General features: G+C 42.3%; 17 protein-coding genes and 1 pseudogene. 7 read left to right on the top strand and 11 right to left on the bottom strand.

Features of this window, described 5'->3' with window-relative positions:
• Nucleotides 1-94 precede the first annotated feature (94 nt).
• Nucleotides 95-1,309, top strand: a complete 1,215-nt coding sequence (locus L7A31_RS16160) for a GGDEF domain-containing response regulator (RefSeq protein WP_237362790.1) — start codon at nucleotides 95-97, stop codon at nucleotides 1,307-1,309.
• Between the two features lie 13 nt (nucleotides 1,310-1,322).
• On the opposite strand, the gene nqrM is transcribed toward L7A31_RS16160, so the two are convergent.
• From nqrM to L7A31_RS16205, 9 genes are all read right to left on the bottom strand, one after another.
• Complete coding sequence (gene nqrM, locus L7A31_RS16165) at nucleotides 1,323-1,556, bottom strand: (Na+)-NQR maturation NqrM (RefSeq protein WP_237362791.1); 234 nt, start codon at nucleotides 1,554-1,556, stop codon at nucleotides 1,323-1,325.
• A gap of 13 nt (nucleotides 1,557-1,569) precedes the next feature.
• Entirely contained in the window at nucleotides 1,570-2,610 is a 1,041-nt protein-coding gene (locus tag L7A31_RS16170; protein WP_237363585.1) for an FAD:protein FMN transferase, read from the bottom strand.
• 128 nt (nucleotides 2,611-2,738) lie between these two features.
• The gene (nqrF, locus tag L7A31_RS16175; protein WP_237362792.1) at nucleotides 2,739-3,965 is read right to left on the bottom strand and encodes an NADH:ubiquinone reductase (Na(+)-transporting) subunit F; all 1,227 of its coding nucleotides are present in this window, start codon (nucleotides 3,963-3,965) and stop codon (nucleotides 2,739-2,741) included.
• A 33-nt stretch (nucleotides 3,966-3,998) separates the two neighbouring features.
• Complete coding sequence (nqrE, locus tag L7A31_RS16180; protein WP_237362793.1) at nucleotides 3,999-4,595, bottom strand: NADH:ubiquinone reductase (Na(+)-transporting) subunit E; 597 nt, start codon at nucleotides 4,593-4,595, stop codon at nucleotides 3,999-4,001.
• A gap of 7 nt (nucleotides 4,596-4,602) precedes the next feature.
• Nucleotides 4,603-5,232, bottom strand: coding sequence for an NADH:ubiquinone reductase (Na(+)-transporting) subunit D (locus tag L7A31_RS16185; protein ID WP_435532900.1), 630 nt, complete (start codon nucleotides 5,230-5,232; stop codon nucleotides 4,603-4,605).
• Entirely contained in the window at nucleotides 5,225-5,998 is a 774-nt protein-coding gene (locus tag L7A31_RS16190; RefSeq protein WP_237362794.1) for a Na(+)-translocating NADH-quinone reductase subunit C, read from the bottom strand. The genes L7A31_RS16185 and L7A31_RS16190 overlap by 8 nt, the downstream gene beginning before the upstream one ends.
• Nucleotides 5,985-7,232: an NADH:ubiquinone reductase (Na(+)-transporting) subunit B gene (locus tag L7A31_RS16195; RefSeq protein WP_237362795.1), complete on the bottom strand. Its 1,248-nt coding sequence runs from the start codon at nucleotides 7,230-7,232 to the stop codon at nucleotides 5,985-5,987. Before L7A31_RS16195 ends, L7A31_RS16190 begins: the two co-directional genes overlap by 14 nt.
• A gap of 5 nt (nucleotides 7,233-7,237) precedes the next feature.
• Entirely contained in the window at nucleotides 7,238-8,578 is a 1,341-nt protein-coding gene (locus L7A31_RS16200; RefSeq protein ID WP_237362796.1) for a Na(+)-translocating NADH-quinone reductase subunit A, read from the bottom strand.
• Nucleotides 8,579-9,002: 424 nt separating this feature from the next.
• Complete coding sequence (locus tag L7A31_RS16205; protein WP_237362797.1) at nucleotides 9,003-9,314, bottom strand: BolA family protein; 312 nt, start codon at nucleotides 9,312-9,314, stop codon at nucleotides 9,003-9,005.
• Between the two features lie 151 nt (nucleotides 9,315-9,465).
• Between L7A31_RS16205 and L7A31_RS16210 the strand changes: the two genes are divergently transcribed.
• From L7A31_RS16210 to L7A31_RS16225, 4 genes are all read left to right on the top strand, one after another.
• Nucleotides 9,466-10,596: a methyltransferase gene (locus tag L7A31_RS16210; protein WP_237362798.1), complete on the top strand. Its 1,131-nt coding sequence runs from the start codon at nucleotides 9,466-9,468 to the stop codon at nucleotides 10,594-10,596.
• Nucleotides 10,597-10,691: 95 nt separating this feature from the next.
• A complete protein-coding gene (locus tag L7A31_RS16215) occupies nucleotides 10,692-11,264 on the top strand; it encodes a YajG family lipoprotein (RefSeq protein WP_237362799.1) in 573 nt (190 codons plus the stop codon).
• Entirely contained in the window at nucleotides 11,261-11,806 is a 546-nt protein-coding gene (locus L7A31_RS16220; RefSeq protein ID WP_290368758.1) for a peptidylprolyl isomerase, read from the top strand. The genes L7A31_RS16215 and L7A31_RS16220 overlap by 4 nt, the downstream gene beginning before the upstream one ends.
• A 108-nt stretch (nucleotides 11,807-11,914) precedes the next feature.
• The gene (locus tag L7A31_RS16225) at nucleotides 11,915-13,303 is read left to right on the top strand and encodes an AmpG family muropeptide MFS transporter (RefSeq protein WP_237362800.1); all 1,389 of its coding nucleotides are present in this window, start codon (nucleotides 11,915-11,917) and stop codon (nucleotides 13,301-13,303) included.
• A gap of 63 nt (nucleotides 13,304-13,366) precedes the next feature.
• Here the strand turns inward: L7A31_RS16225 and L7A31_RS16230 are convergent, their stop codons facing one another.
• Together L7A31_RS16230 and L7A31_RS22175 are read right to left on the bottom strand one after the other, a co-directional pair.
• A complete protein-coding gene (locus L7A31_RS16230; protein ID WP_435532914.1) occupies nucleotides 13,367-13,801 on the bottom strand; it encodes a CZB domain-containing protein in 435 nt (144 codons plus the stop codon).
• Nucleotides 13,790-14,419, bottom strand: a pseudogene (locus L7A31_RS22175) (methyl-accepting chemotaxis protein); the annotation flags it as partial. The gene L7A31_RS16230 and the pseudogene L7A31_RS22175, both read right to left, overlap by 12 nt.
• A 315-nt stretch (nucleotides 14,420-14,734) precedes the next feature.
• On the opposite strand from L7A31_RS22175, the gene L7A31_RS16240 reads away from it, so the two are divergent.
• Nucleotides 14,735-15,535 carry a nucleoside-specific channel-forming Tsx family protein gene (locus L7A31_RS16240; protein WP_237362801.1) on the top strand — a complete coding sequence of 267 codons (801 nt, stop codon included), beginning with the start codon at nucleotides 14,735-14,737 and terminating at the stop codon, nucleotides 15,533-15,535.
• 106 nt (nucleotides 15,536-15,641) lie between these two features.
• Nucleotides 15,642-16,526 carry a 2-dehydropantoate 2-reductase gene (gene panE, locus L7A31_RS16245; RefSeq protein WP_237362802.1) on the top strand — a complete coding sequence of 295 codons (885 nt, stop codon included), beginning with the start codon at nucleotides 15,642-15,644 and terminating at the stop codon, nucleotides 16,524-16,526.

Here is a 16,526-nt window from a genome sequence, read left to right on the forward strand (position 1 = left end):
ATAGAGTTTGAAAAAACATTAAAAGAAAGATACCCCTTAAGAGGTATCCGGTCCCTTGTTAAATCATAACTATAGCAGCCATTAGGTAGTGACTTTGAATAATAGAATATTGCTTGTTGAAGACAGTAAAGCGTTGAGAAACTTTTTATCCCAACAACTTGGTTCTCTTGGTTGTCATGTAGTAAGTGCTGGCTCCGTTGCGGAAACCCAACAAGTTCTATCCAAAGAAAATGATTTTGTTTGTGCTGTTTTAGACTACTGCTTACCCGATGGCGAAAATGGCGAAGTGATTGATCTAGTACTTGAAAGCAACCTCAAAGTAGTCGTTCTGACGTCTTACTTTAGTGGTGAGATCCGTGAACACTTTCTGTCAAAGGGGGTTCTAGAGTACATTTTAAAAGACAGTATGTGCTCTGTTTCTTACCTCATTCCATTTATAAAAAGGATCATGAACAACGTTAAACACCATGCCTTGGTGGTTGATGACTCACGCACTATGAGAACAAATATCGTACAGCTACTTGATCATCAATACATTAGAACAACGGAAGCAGAGGATGGTGATGACGCCATATCCAAGCTTGCTGCCAACACAGATATTACCTTTGTCATTACAGACTATGCTATGCCAAACAAAGATGGCGTTGAAATGATTAAAGAAGTACGCCAGCTTTACAATCAAAACCAGTTAGCCATTTTAGGGCTCTCCGGTAGTTCGGATAGAACCCTCACGGCTCAATTTCTAAAAGCTGGAGCCAACGACTTTCTCTACAAGCCATTTAACCAAGAAGAGTTTTATTGCCGTATACACCAGATGCTAAATATGAAGGAAGCAACAGATGAACTGTATAGAATGGCAAACCAAGATGTACTGACTGGGTTATGGAACAGACGTTACCTCTTCGAGCATGATGGCGAGCACTCTGGAGATAGAAATATCGCTATGCTGGATATTGATTATTTTAAGAAGGTCAATGACTCTCATGGCCACGATGCTGGGGATTTAGTACTTATAGAGGTTGCAAAAGCCGTCAAAAATAGTTTTAAGGATGGTATTGCTGTCAGGTTTGGTGGTGAAGAGTTTTGTATATTGCAGCATGGCAACTATGATAGTTTCGTCGCAAGATTAGATACTATGCGACAAGAAATAGAACAGATTCGCGTCTCTCATTTAGACACTCAAATCCAAGTTACCATCAGTATCGGAGCAACCAACACCGAAGGCAACTTAGATGAACAAATCAAGCTTGCAGATCAAAGGCTCTATGATTCTAAAGAAGGTGGACGAAATCGGATAACTTCTCGTTGAGCTCATTGCAAATTTAGATGATCTTGTCTTTTTTCCACTGAGCTAATTTTTCTGCCCTAGCCGCTTCTTTCGCTTCTCTTTTCTTTCTAGCATCACATGGCTCAGGGCAATTACAGACTTTTTCTATCCCTACCGAGCCTAGTCCACCACAGCTGCCGCTCACAGTTTTTCGTTGGAAAATGTAGCCAACAGCCATTGCCGCAATAACAAGCAGAAAGATTGCAAACGTTATTAAAAATACTTCCACTGTCGCCTCTCTACTATCTCTTTATATATTCATCGAATGTGTCTGATCGAAACTCTTCAAATCCTTGATTCGTTTTCACTATCAGCAGCAGCGGGATATTTTCCCTGTTAGCAAGTGCTATTGACTCTTGCTCTCCCATTATTGAAAACATTGTAGCGTAACCGTCAGCTGTCATACAGCTCTTATCAATAACGGTGACTGAAACCACTCGATTCTGAATCGGCTTACCTGTTCTTGGGTTAATCAAGTGAGAGTATCTCACTCCATTTTCCTCGAAGTAATTACGGTAGTCTCCAGAGGTAGCAATAGCATTGTCACCAACTTCAATGATTTCTTGCACCGCTCGTTCGTTTACTAGCGGCTTCTCAATAGCAATACGCCAAGGAACACCTGATGGGTTTTCACCTTGAACGCGCATTTCTCCACCAATATCCACCATCAAGTTACGAATGTGCAACTTGTCTTTTAGATATTCGAAGACTAGATCAACACCATAGCCTTTTGCGATAGACGACAAATCAACATAGAGATGGGGAATATCTTTCACTAGCCTGTTATTGCCCAATACAGTTAAGTGGTGGTAACCGACTTCAGCCATTCTCTCTTGAATTAGCTCATCGCTAGGTATTTTTTCTGGTCTCGCTTCAGGGCCAAAACTCCATAAGTTCACGATCGGCCCTACTGTTATATCGTAAGCACCATCGCTCAACTTCGACAACCGAAGTGCTTCCTTAACCACCTTAGCCGTTGCAGTAGATACGGCGAAAGGCTGCAAAGATTGAAGCTGATTAAAGCGGCTTAATTCTGAATCGGAACGATAGGTAGACATTTGAGCATTAACTTGCTCAAGCAAACTCTGTACTTCTTTACGTACGGTTTCTGGAGCTGGCACACCTTCTTGTTCAACCCATTTAATGGAGTAATAAGTTCCCATCGTGGTACCAGTGAGAGCCACTAGCTTTGGTTGCTCTCCACACCCAGAAAGAACAAGTGCTATTAGCGATAAAAGAGCGATACGGATATACACAACTTTCACAACATTCCCTATTCTCATCGTCATAAGAATTCGACAATCCAACAATATCTACAGGTTACTGTTATATTAACCAATAGGCATTTTAAATCTAACAAAAAAGGCTGCCGAATTGGGCAGCCTCCTCATTTTTACTGAGCGTATCAGTTTTAGCCGCCGAAATCATCCAGTAGGATATTTTCGTCTTCAACGCCTAAATCTTTCAGCATACCAATGACAGCAGCGTTCATCATTGGAGGACCACACATGTAGTATTCACAATCTTCTGGAGCATCATGATCTCTCAAGTAGTTGTCATACAATACATTGTGAATAAATCCTGTATACCCATCCCAGTTATCTTCTGGCATTGGGTCTGAAAGCGCACAGTGCCACACAAAGTTGTCGTTCTCTGATTGCAAACCATCGAAGTCTTCTACATAGAACATTTCGCGTTTTGAACGTGCACCATACCAGAAAGACATCTTACGTTTTGACTTCAAACGCTTCAATTGGTCGAATATGTGAGAACGCATTGGAGCCATACCTGCACCACCACCAACAAACACCATTTCTGCATCAGTATCTTTCGCGAAGAACTCACCGAATGGACCAGAGATAGTACACTTGTCACCTTCTTTCAAAGACCAGATGAACGAAGACATAATGCCCGGTGGTACATCTGGGTTATTTGGTGGAGGTGTCGCAATACGGACGTTCAGCATGATAATGCCTTCTTCTTCCGGATAGTTCGCCATTGAGTATGCACGAATACACTCTTCGTTAACCTTAGACTCGTAGCGGAACAGGTTAAACTTGTTCCAGTCTTCACGATACTCTTCAGGAACATCGAAGTCAGAATATTTGATATGGTGAGCTGGTGCTTCAATTTGGATATAACCACCCGCACGGAACGGTACAGATTCACCATCTGGAATTTGTAGCTTAAGTTCTTTGATGAAAGTAGCTTTGTTATCATTAGAGATAACTTTACATTCCCACTTTTTAACACCAAAAATTTCTTCAGGAAGCTCTATTTCCATGTCAGTTTTCACTGCAACCTGACACGCTAAGCGTTCACCTTCTCGAGCTTCACCCTTTGTGATGTGATCAAGTTCTGTTGGCAGAATATCACCGCCACCATTTTTAACTTTGACTTTACACTGGCCACATGAGCCACCGCCACCACAAGCTGATGAAACGAATACGCCAGAACCTGCAAGTGCACTAAGCAGTTTGCCGCCCGGAGCAGTAACGATAGATTTATCGTCATCCCCATTAATTGAAATGGTAATGTCACCTGTTGGAACCAGTTTGGATTTAGCAAATAGAATTACTAATACCAACACCAGTACAATCAGAGTAAACATCACTACACCAAGAAGAATACTCTCCATTGACTAATCCTTTATTGTTGCGGTTTACCCGACTTACAGTTGAACACCAGAGAAAGACATAAAGCCTAACGCCATAAGACCTACAGTAATAAACGTGATACCTAGACCACGTAGACCTGGAGGTACGTCAGAGTACTTCATCTTCTCACGAATGCCCGCAAGAGCAACAATCGCTAGCATCCAACCGACACCAGAACCAAAACCGTATACGACCGACTCCGCAAAGTTATAATCACGCTGAACCATGAACGAAACGCCACCAAATATGGCACAGTTTACGGTAATCAATGGAAGGAAGATTCCGAGAGCGTTGTATAGCGGTGGAAAGAAGCGGTCTAGAATCATTTCTAAGATCTGAACCAACGCCGCGATAACACCGATAAAAGTAATGAAGTTTAGGAAGCTTAGATCCACACCTTCAATTAACGCGTTCTCTTTCAGTACGTGGTTATAAACCAGCTCATTCACTGGTACCGCTAAGGTAAGTACTACCGTAACCGCGACACCTAGGCCGAATGCTGTTTTAACTTTTTTCGATACAGCCAGGAAAGTACACATTCCTAGGAAGAAGGCTAAAGCCATGTTCTCAAGGAAAATAGACTTAACAAGCAAGCTAATATAATGTTCCATGGCGACTTTACTCCTTCGCTTCTACTTGTTCTGGTTTAATCGTACGGATAACCCAGATAAGGAAACCGATTAGGAAGAAGGCAGAAGGTGCTAGAAGCATTAAGCCATTCGGCTCATACCAACCACCGTTTTTAGTCAGCGGTAAGATTTCCAGACCAAATAGTTTACCAGAACCTAGTAACTCTCTGAAAAAACCAACGGTTAGAAGAACGAAGCCATAGCCCAAACCGTTCGCAATGCCGTCAATGAAAGATGGCAATGGAGGCGACTTCATAGCGTAAGCTTCTGCACGGCCCATTACGATACAGTTAGTAATGATCAAGCCGACAAATACCGATAGTTGTTTCGATATCTCAAACAGATAGGCCTTTAACACCTCATCTACTACGATAACCAAAGAAGCGATGATTGCCATCTGAACGATGATACGTACGCTGTTTGGAATATGATTACGTATAAGAGATACAAAAAGGTTAGAAAACGCTGTAACAAAGCACACCGCTATCGTCATTACAAATGCAGTTTCCAACTTAGTTGTAACCGCAAGAGCCGAACAAACACCCAATACTTGCAATGCAATCGGGTTGTTATCCAGAACTGGAGCAAGCAGGCTCTTTTTCAAAGTCTCACTAGCCATTATTTAACTCTCCATTTCTTACTTTCGCTAAGAAAGGACCATAACCTAGGTTTCCAAGCCAAAAGTCGAACGTGTGCTGAACACCGTTACTCGTCAATGTTGCACCAGACAGTGCGTCGACATCGTGAGTTGAACCTTCAGGTGCACCACCTTTTACCACTTTGATTGCTGGCTTAAAGTTAGCGTCATACAACTTCTTGCCAACAAACTGAGCACGCCAAGTAGGGTTTTCTACTTCGCCACCAAGTCCTGGAGTTTCCCCTTGTTGGTAATAAGTTAGGCCTGTAACTGTGTCACCATCAGTTTTAACCGCAACAAACGCGTACATCATTGACCAAAGGCCAGTACCGTTGATTGGCAGGATGACTCTAGTAACTTTTCCTTCTTGTTTAACAAGATAAACAACACCTGTATTTGCACGTCGACCGATTTTGGCTACGTCCTCTGCAGGTGTTAGTTTGATTGAGGTAGCAGGATCTTTTGCCGCTTTTTGCTCGTCAAAGTTCGCTGCATCACCTTTTTCAAAGCTACCAGTTTTAAAATCAATAAGGCGAGGTTCGATATATTTACCAAAAAGTTCTGGAACCGACCCTTTTTCTGTAATGCCTGCAACTTCAAGAATTTTCGTCTGTCTATCCAAGACAGCGTTTTCTTTTTGTTTACTACGCAGGCCGACTGCTGCTACCGATACGATAATCGAGCATACTAAGCTCAATATAATGACAACGAGCAGCGTCTTTTTAATGCTATCGTTATTGCTTGCCATAGCGCCCAAGTCTCCGCTTGATGTTCTTCTCTATAACCACGTGGTCAAACAGTGGTGCAAATAAGTTTGCGAATAGAATCGCCAGCATCATTCCTTCTGGATAAGCTGGGTTAACTACGCGTACCATGACACACATTGCACCAATCAAGATTCCGTATGCCCACTTACCTTTATCAGTAAAGGATGCTGATACAGGGTCTGTCGCCATAAAGAACATACCAAATGCAAAGCCACCAAGAACCATGTGCCAGTACCAAGGCATGCTAAACATTGGGTTTGTATCTGAACCAATAACGTTAAACATAGTCGATACAGCAATCATACCGATCATAACGCCAGCAATAATGCGCCAAGATGCAATGCCCATGTAGACAATAAATGCAGCGCCAATCGCAAGTGCGATAAACGATACTTCACCAATTGAACCTGGAATATTACCGATGAACGCATCCATCCAAGTAATAGTGTGGCCTGTCACATTGTCAACTAGCGCGCCATGACCACCTTGAGACCATTGGCTCAAAGGAGTTGCACCAGAGAAACCGTCAGCAGCAGTCCAAACTAAATCGCCTGAGATTTGTGCCGGATAAGCAAAGAACAGGAATGCACGCCCAGCAAGTGCCGGGTTGAGGAAGTTACGCCCTGTACCACCGAAAATTTCTTTTGCTACAACAACACCAAAGGTAATACCTAGTGCCGCTTGCCAAAGAGGCAGTGTTGGTGGAACAATCAGAGCAAATAGGATTGAAGTAACGAAGAAGCCTTCATTTACCTCATGCTTACGCACCATACAGAACAAGACTTCCCAGAAACCACCGACGAGGAATACCGTCAGGTAGATAGGCAAGAAGTAGGTTGCACCGAGTACCAGCTTACTGCCCCACCCGGCATCTGCAGCCATTGTTCCGCCGAGCATTTCGGTAAACCAATAGTGCCAGTCACCACTTACAATATCCGCAAGTTGTTGACCAGAATATAAGTGGTTCAATGCAGCAATAGCTTGACCACCAGCGTTGTACATTCCCCAGAACATTGCAGGGAAAACCGCTAGCCAAACCATAATCATGATACGTTTTAAGTCAACGCTATCACGGACATGTGAGCCCGTTTTTGTCACTGTTCCCGGTGTATAAAATAGCGTTGCTGCCGCTTCATACAAGGCAAACCATTTCTCATGCTTACCGCCCGGTTCGAAGTGGTGCTCAATATCTTCTATAAACTTTTTAAGGCCCATTCGAATTACCCTTCCTTCTCGATTGTATCTAGGCACTCACGAAGTAGTGGACCATACTCGTACTTGCCTGGGCACACGAAAGTACACAATGCGAGATCTTCTTCATCCAGCTCAAGTGCACCTAAACGTTGAGCGCTGTCTGTATCGCCAGCACAAAGGTCACGGAGCAACAAGGTTGGTTCCATATCTAAAGGCATCACTTTTTCATAGTTACCAATTGGCACCATTGCACGATCACTACCATTGGTAGACGTCGTCATATTGAATAGCTGACCTTTGAATAGATGCCCTAGGAATGAACGCGTAACAGAGAACCTGTTTTTACCCGGCATTGCCCAGCCGAATAGTTCTTTGTCACGGCCTTCTCTCAATACAGACACTTGTAGGTGATAGCGACCAAGATAGTTGTGAGGACCTGTAGCTTCAGTACCAGTCAGTACAGAGCCTGAGATAACTCGAACCTCACCATTCATTAGCTCACCGTCAGTAAGATCGCTAAGGTTAGCTCCAACTTGAGTACGGATTAACCTAGGATTATTTACCACTGGCCCTGCCATCGATACCACACGATCTGTGAACAGCTCACCAGTCAAAAATAACTGTCCAACTGCAATCACATCTTGATAGTTAATACTCCAAGCTACATTTTCAGCATTTACCGGATAAAGGAAATGCATGTGAGTACCAACAAGACCGGCAGGATGCGGACCATTGAACGAATGCTCTTCTACTTTCGAGCTAGAAGAGTTAGGTAAACTTTTATCTGCTTTGCAGACATATACTTTTTCTTCTGTCAGAGCTGACAGTACATCAAGACCAGCGCGGAACGCTTTAGCTTGCTCGTTAATAAACAGCTCAGGATCTGCAGCTAACGGATTGGTATCCATTGCTGTAACAAAGATAGCTTTTGTTGAAGAATCTATTGCTGGAACCTTGCTAAATGGACGAGTACGCAGTGAAGTCCAAAGTCCTGATTCAACAAGCTGAGAAACAACTACTGAACGGTCTAAGCCCGCCAGCTCGTTTTCTTCATACTTGTCAAACGTCACTTGCTCATCACCTGACACTTCAATCACTACAGATTGAAGGACACGCTTTGCGCCGCGATTTACTTCGACAACTTTACCGCTTGCTGGAGAAGTAAATTTCACTCCTGGGTTCTTTTTGTCTTCAAAAAGAACTTGGGCTTTCTTTACGTCATCCCCGACTCGGACATGCATTGTTGGGCGCATACCCACGTACTCTTCGCCTAGCAAGGCGACTTTTTTGATGGCTTTGCCATCATCAATCACCTGAGAAGGAGCTCCTGCTATTGGAAGGTCCAATCCCTTTTTTATTGTAATCATACGCACTTGCACTAATTTTTGTAGAATAAAGATCTTTATAATTGCGTAATGTTAGACACGACATCAGTGTCTGATTCTGACTATTCACAAGCCAGAATTGCAACATCCCATTTACACTCTCATCACAAACCCCACCTAGGTTTGCTAGGAGCGCTAGTCTAGCATTAATTACAAACGGGATGCCACGACATCAACTAGAATCATTGTCCAATTTGAGGCGATTTGAGAAATAAAATACGAGGAAAGATCATAACTTTGAGCTAACGCACAATCAGAACTAATTTACAATTTGTAATAGTTCTGTATGCAAGGTATAGCGTACGGCGAGGGGAAATTGGCCGTAAACGGTTCATCTTTCGGCCAAAATTGAATTACACAGATGTTAAAATAAACAATAAAATTGCTAACTCAGTACAACATGTTGTTACTTTTTATCTCCACCCATGCAAGGAGGCGTTTCTGGTATGACCTGCCCGTTCTCTTGCCACTCTTCAGGTGTATAGGCTTTGATTGAAAGCGCATGAATATTATTGGCCAACTCATTTGATAATACTTGGTTAACAGCACGGTGTCTTGCTACTAAACGTTGACCTTCAAACTGAGTGCTCACCACTACAACTTTGAAATGACTTTCAGAGCCTTCAGGAACATTGTGCATATAACTTTCATTGATAACCTTTAAGAAAGTTGGCTCAAAGCCCTCGGTAAGTTTCGTTTCTAACACATCTTTAATCATGATTGAGTCCTTGCCTTGCGCAATGCAAGTTTGGGTATAGATTCACTGACCGACATCATATACTCATAGCTACTGAGTAGAAAGGTTTCACTATCTTGTTAGTCAGTCATTTGCGACAATAGCGCGCAACAAATAGAACCAGCAATGACCAATGAATACCGAGCTAAACATTTTAGATAGAACACTTACCCTTTATCGTTTCCCTAAACAGGCGCAAGAAACCCTGCAAGCATGGGATGCTGGAGACGAATATTTGATCAATCATATTGAGGAAATGGATCTTGCTGAGCAATGTAACATTCTTATCCTCAATGACAATTTTGGTGCTCTGTCATGCTGGTTCTCAGACAAACATCAAGTCTCAATGATGAGTGATTCACATATTGCTCATAATGGTGCGCTGAAAAATTTGCAACGTAACAACTGCAATCGAATCAACTTTTTGAAAAGTACAGATGATTTCCCAAGCGATGTAGATCTTGTTCTATTTAAGCTACCTAAAAATAACCGAATGCTTGCATGGCAGCTCTATCAGCTCCGCACTAAAATCAAGCAAGACGTGCAGGTAATAGCAGTAAATAAAGCAAAAGAAATTCATAGTTCAACTTTAAAGCTGTTTGAAAAATATCTCGGAAAAACGACGACTTCCCTAGCTTGGAAAAAACATCGCTTAGTCTTTTCTAGCGCTGACCACTGTTTGGGCGCTCTGGTCAACCCTATAACGAAATGGAACGTAGATGACGAAGATATCCAGCTGAAAAATTTACCAAATGTTTACTCAGGAGACTCGTTAGATCTTGGCGCACGCTTTATGCTAAAGCACATTCCACAAGGCCCTGAACTTCAACACATCGTAGATTTGGGTTGCGGAAATGGTGTCCTTTCGGTGAAAGCTGGACAATTGAACCCTCAAGCTAGCATCACATGTGTGGATGAAAGCTTTATGGCGGTGGAATCAGCAAAACAGAATCTGGCTGACAACCTTGGGGAAGAGCGTCAAATACAAGTGATCGCCAATAATTGTCTTGATAACTTTAAGCAAGATAGTACCGACTTAGTGCTATGTAACCCTCCTTTCCATCAAGGGTTAGCTATCACAGATCACATTGCTTGGCAGATGTTCTGTGATGCAAAGCGGGTTCTGAATACTGGGGGACAATTAATTGTTATCGGTAATCGCCACCTCAGTTACGATGTTAAGTTAGCAAGGCTATTTGGAAAAACAAATGTAAAAGAATTAGCAACGAACAACAAATTTGTTATTTTACAAGCTACTAAATAGATCGATATTGTCTTATACCTAAGTGACCAAAGGATTTAGGAATTAGGTCACTTTAGGTTGAATGCATTAGAAATGGGAAAAGAAAGGAAAATACCATGAGAAAACTGGCCCTCGTAGCTTCAATAGCTCTACTCTCTGCCTGTTCAACTCCTCAAAAAGAGCAAATCAATTTTACACCTGAAGCCGTACACAGCAACGCTAAATTGGTACAGGGCAAAACATTCAGTTTATCCAGTCAAGATATCCGCTCTGCACAATATGTTGCTCTAGTTGACAGTGGTCGCTCTAACATCGAGCCAATCCATTCTCGTCAAAATGTACGTATTGCATTAGAGAATGCGCTTGCAGAACAGTTTAAATCACAAGGTTTTGATCTTTCAGTCAACAGCCCAAATAACATCGAACTTGATATCCAAGAGCTTCTAGTAAATGTGAAGCATTCGGTAATGAAGAATGAAATGGATGGCAAAGTCGTATTGGTTGTGACAGCAGAAACACCAAAAGGCAAGCTAGTGAAAACCTACACAGGTACATCGAAGAAAACAGGCTTACTAAGCGCTTCCAACAGCAATATTCAAGAAGTACTGAACGATTTGGTCGACAAAGTGCTTAAAGAAATTTCTCACGATCAAGAGCTTCAAAACTATATGAAGGACAACTTTCAATGATAAAGGCTTTTATCGCATCTCTCGCAATGTTTAGTTGTCTTGCGTTTGCAGGACCAGATGTAAAATTCGAGACTAATTTAGGCTCTTTTACCGTCGAGTTGAACTCAGCTAAAGCACCTGTCACCAGCAAAAACTTCTTACGTTATGTAAAAGATGGCAGCTATGTTGGCAGCATTTTCCATCGAGTGATCCCCGGTTTTATGGTTCAGGGTGGTGGTTTTGATAAAGACATGAATCGCCTAAGCTCTTATCCACCGATCATCAACGAAGCATCAAATGGTTTGAAAAACAAAACGGCAACGATTGCGATGGCACGAACCAGTGATCCAAACTCTGCAACCCGACAGTTTTTCATCAACCTAACTGACAACGACTTCTTGGATCACAGCGCTGAACAAGATGGATACGCTGTTTTTGGTAAAGTCATTAAAGGTTTTGATGTCATTCAACAAATCGCGAAAACTCGCACACAATCTCTAGGGCAAATGAGAAACGTGCCTGTGAAACCGATAGTCATCACTAACGTTACCATCGTAAATTAAGACGCCTCAATAAACGTAAAATGCTGTAGCTCCAATTGCTCAAGTAAATACAATCAGACAGATTAGATTCACTTGAGCTTGGGGCTTTTTTACCAAAAGGATTTCCCTATGTCTTTACATCAACGCTCTACTTCTTGGGCCGAAACCCTGCGCTCGTACTGGGACAAACGACTACTTTGGGTATTTATGCTTGGCTGTTCAAGTGGCTTTCCTTGGGTTTTAATCGGTTCGAACATGTCTGGCTGGCTAAAAGACTCAGGGCTCACTCGTACTGCGATTGGCTATTTTGGTAGTGTTTTTGCCGTTTATGCTATCAACTTTCTGTGGGCACCTCTTGTCGACAGGGTAAAGCTCCCTTTACTACACAAATACTTAGGGCAAAGACGAAGCTGGATTTTGTTGTGCCAATTTATTGTACTCATTCTGACTTTATGTATCGCAGGTGTCGATCCAGCAAAAAGTCTGATGCTCACTTCTATGTTGGCTCTTGGAATTGCCACAGCCTCTGCTACGCAAGATATTGCCGTTGATGCTTTCAGGATTGACACATTCCCTAAGTCAGATTCTGACAAGCTGCCACAAGCGTCTGCTATGGCGGTTATTGGTTGGTGGACTGGGTACTCTCTGCCAGGCTATCTGGCCTTTATGAATGCCGACTCTATTGGTTGGAATGGCGTCTATTATGGCATGGCCGGTGTCGTCGTTATTCTGATGATATTTACCCTGCTTACTCGCGAACCAAAAACCCACCGAGATGCGTTGCAACACAAAGCCGAGTTAGAGCATAAAGAGATCGTCGGTTCTACTGCTATGGCTTGGATAACCGTTACTGTTGTCGAGCCATTTCGAGACTTTTTCCGGCGTAATGGTGTAAGAGTCGCGATTACCCTACTGCTATTTGTATTCCTGTTCAAAATCGGCGAAGCCTTCTTGGGTAGAATGTCGATTCCGTTTTACAAAGATGTTGGCTTTACCAATGAGCAAATCGGCGAATACTCTAAGTTAATCGGCTGGGGTGCAACGGTCCTATTCACCATCATCGGTAGCATGATAAACGTTAGATTTGGCATCATTCGCGGTCTAATGATTGGTGGTATCGCCATGTCTGCAAGTAACCTAATGTTCTCGTGGATAGCGCATGTTGGACCAAATGTGCATGTTTTCCTAGCAACCATAATCGTTGATAACTTTACCAGTGCATTCGCTACCATTGCGTTTGTTTCTTTCTTAACGATGCTAACTGGACAGGCTTTTTCTGCCACTCAATATGCGCTGCTAGCCTCATTAGGGAATCTTGGACGAACGACGCTAGCTTCTTTTAGCGGGGCACTCGCCGACTATCTCAATAACTGGTCTACATTCTTTATTCTTACTGCAGTAATGGTGATCCCAAGCTTAATTATGCTTTGGTCTCTACGACACTATTTTGATGACATATTGAATAAGTCTGCAAAGAAGGAAGAAGAAGAGAACCAAGTGAAAGCAGAAAGTCCGTAGAGTCAAACACCAGCCCTAAAAGAGCTGCAGCTTGCTAACTGCAGCTCTATCTATAGTTGTAACCTAGAAATCTTTGTCAGCCAATTGCTCAATGAGCGACACTACCCTGTTACTAGCTTCTTCCATATCACTGAGATAACCAACCATCGCATCAAAATCTTTTTCCAGCCCTGCTTTTAATGCTTTGGCTCCAGAATCATGAACCGCTTGATGAGGCTGATTAATCGCTTGAAAAGTCGCGTCATTTTTTAAACGCTTCGATGCTGGCGAGCCAAAATACCACTTACCTAACCGACATTCTGTATGCTTGTTGACCTCTTGATCAAACCTTCCCTGATTAATCATCTCAAACACGTTCATCTTCCAGATTACGTGGTCAATTTTCACAACCTCTAAGAATGAATTTTTTCTAGACATCGATATAAGCTCTTTCAACTGCTGTAGGAGCTGTTCATTTTGAGCCGTCGAGCTTTCAAATACATTCGCAACCTCAACCATACTTTCTAAAAAGGAGTCCAGCTCTCGAAGACTGTTTAATAACAGCTCGGATTTTTTCTGTGTATCACTCAACTCTTTCTTAATGTCTGTCGTAATATTGAGAGATTGGTTCGCAAGGCTTCGTACTTCATCGGCAACGACAGCGAACCCTCTACCTAACTCACCTGCTCTAGCTGCCTCAATCGAAGCATTGAGTGCTAAAAGATTGGTCTTATCTGATATATCATCGATTCTCAGCGAGAAACCTGAAATAACTTCGACACTCTTGACCATTTCTTCTGTCGCAGGCCCAATTTCATCTCTAGTAGATCTGCCTGCTTCTAAAATGGTATTAAAGTTTATCTGTTGGATATCACTTTCAGTTATTACGAAACCTTCAAGGTGTTCCGCACACTTCAAAATTTCAGATCTTATTGCCTCTAATAAAGACTTCCCTTGCATAGAAATCGAAAAACAATCGGTTTTTATACCTAGAGCTTTTTGTTGTTCGCTACTTTCTGCACTCTGATTCGATGCTTGCTGCTTCAGATCATCTAATTCTAACTTGAGGGCTTCGTTTTCCGACTTTAACGCTTCTATATCACTTTGCAGTTTCTGGATCTTCTTACCTGACAGCATGCTTCCTACCTAACATCGCTACTGGGTTATCTATCAATATAGATAGGGAAGAGTCACCTTTCGAGGTTTTTTAGTTTATCACGAAGTAAATCGAACAAAATTAATGCAACAAATTCGATAGCACTTATTTTCATATTTTCAAGAAAGTTCCACATCAAAAGCAATTAACTTGATATTGATCACAAAATAAATTGAGATTTTTATAATTAATCACTTCTTTTTTTGAACTATGTCGCTATCATTCACCGCGCAATAAATGACTAAGACGTATTCATAAGCGTCAACGATAAACAAACATATAGAGAGTTCCACTTTATGCGTAAAATCCTTTTAGCTCTTAGCTTGTTTGCAGTGGTCTCCGCTCCAAGTTTTGCAGCGGACTATTCAGACGGTAACATTCATAAAAACGATTACAAATGGATGCAATTCAACTTAATGGGTGCATTCAACGAGAAACCAGGCAACAACAGCCATGACTATGGTGAAATGGAGTTTGGTGGTCGTTCAGGACTATTTGATCTATACGGATATGTTGACGTATTTAACCTGCTAAGCAACCCAAGCAGTGACAAAGAAGATGCAGACAAAATGTTTATGAAGTTTGCACCTCGTCTATCTCTTGATGCCCTAACAGGAAAAGACTTATCTTTTGGCCCAGTAAAAGAGCTATACATTGCTTCTTTGATGGAGTGGGATGGCGGTAACGTCACCACTAACGCAAATGAAACTAACAACCAAAAAATTGGTTTAGGTTCAGATGTAATGGTTCCTTGGCTTGGCAAAATCGGTCTAAACTTCTACAAAACTTATGATGCAACTAAGAAAGATTGGAATGGCTACCAAGTTTCAACTAACTGGTTTAAGCCTTTCTACACATTTGCTAACGGCACTTTCCTAGCGTACCAAGGTTACATCGATTACCAAATGGGCATGAAATCGCAGTACTCTACTTCAGCTACTGGCGGCGCAATGTTTAACGGTTTCTACTGGCACTCTCAGCGCTATGCCATCGGTTATGGTTTAAAACTTTATAAAGATGTGTACGGTATTGAAGATACTCCTGGGTTCCGCTCTTCAGGTGTAGCAAACTACATATCTCTATCTTACAAGTTCTAAAGACAGACTTTGAGATTCAAAAATGGTGCCGATTGGCACCATTTTTTATTTCAATCCCTTTCATTTCTCATTATGCTTTGCTCACCGGATTCTTGGAACTAAGTCAATGAACATAGTCGTATTAGGCCCTGGTGCTATCGGCTCTCTTTGGGCCATTCACTTAAAAAAAGCAGGGCACAACGTCTCCTTATGGGGCAATAAAACTCAAAGCACCGACTCCATACAACTGGAAGACAAGCCACCTATCCTATTCGACAACCGAAATACACAAGCTCTTAGCCAAGCTGATTTAGTGCTGGTCACGGTGAAAGTATGGCAAGTTGAACATGCGATAAAACCTATCATCCAACACTTGGATTCAGATTGCATGTTAATGTTCATGCACAACGGTATGGGCGCGGTTGACAGAATCTATCACTTAGTTGAACAACATCCAGTCTTGCTCGCCACTACTACTCATGGTGCATTTCGTCCATCTGCAAATAGAGTCAATCATACTGGACTGGGCCAAACTCAAGTCGGCGCTTTCAACGACAAAGCACAACAGTGTGAGTTCATCGCTGACGTGCTCAATCACGCACAACCGGAAGTCTTCTGGAATCAAAACATCAAACAAGCTTTGTGGCAAAAACTGGTGGTAAATTGCGCAATTAACCCGCTAACAGGTATCGAACAGTGTCAAAATGGTCAACTAGCCAACCAAGAATATCAAACGACCATTGAGAAAGTAGTCAGCGAATGTGCTGATGTAATGAACGCGGACGGGTTCAAAGCTGATAAGCAAACACTGCTTGATACGGTCCGAAAGGTCATCGTGGCAACGGGAAAAAACTATTCGTCGATGTACCAAGATGTCTTCTACAATCGAACAACAGAAATCGACTTTATTACTGGATACTTGCTAGAACGCGCTAAGTGTCTCCATATTGCGACGCCCGTTAACGCCGAACTGTACCAGCAGATCAAAGCCAAAGAATTAAGTGAGAACTAA

The organism is Vibrio marisflavi CECT 7928 (assembly GCF_921294215.1).
Taxonomy (GTDB): Bacteria; Pseudomonadota; Gammaproteobacteria; order Enterobacterales; family Vibrionaceae; genus Vibrio; species Vibrio marisflavi.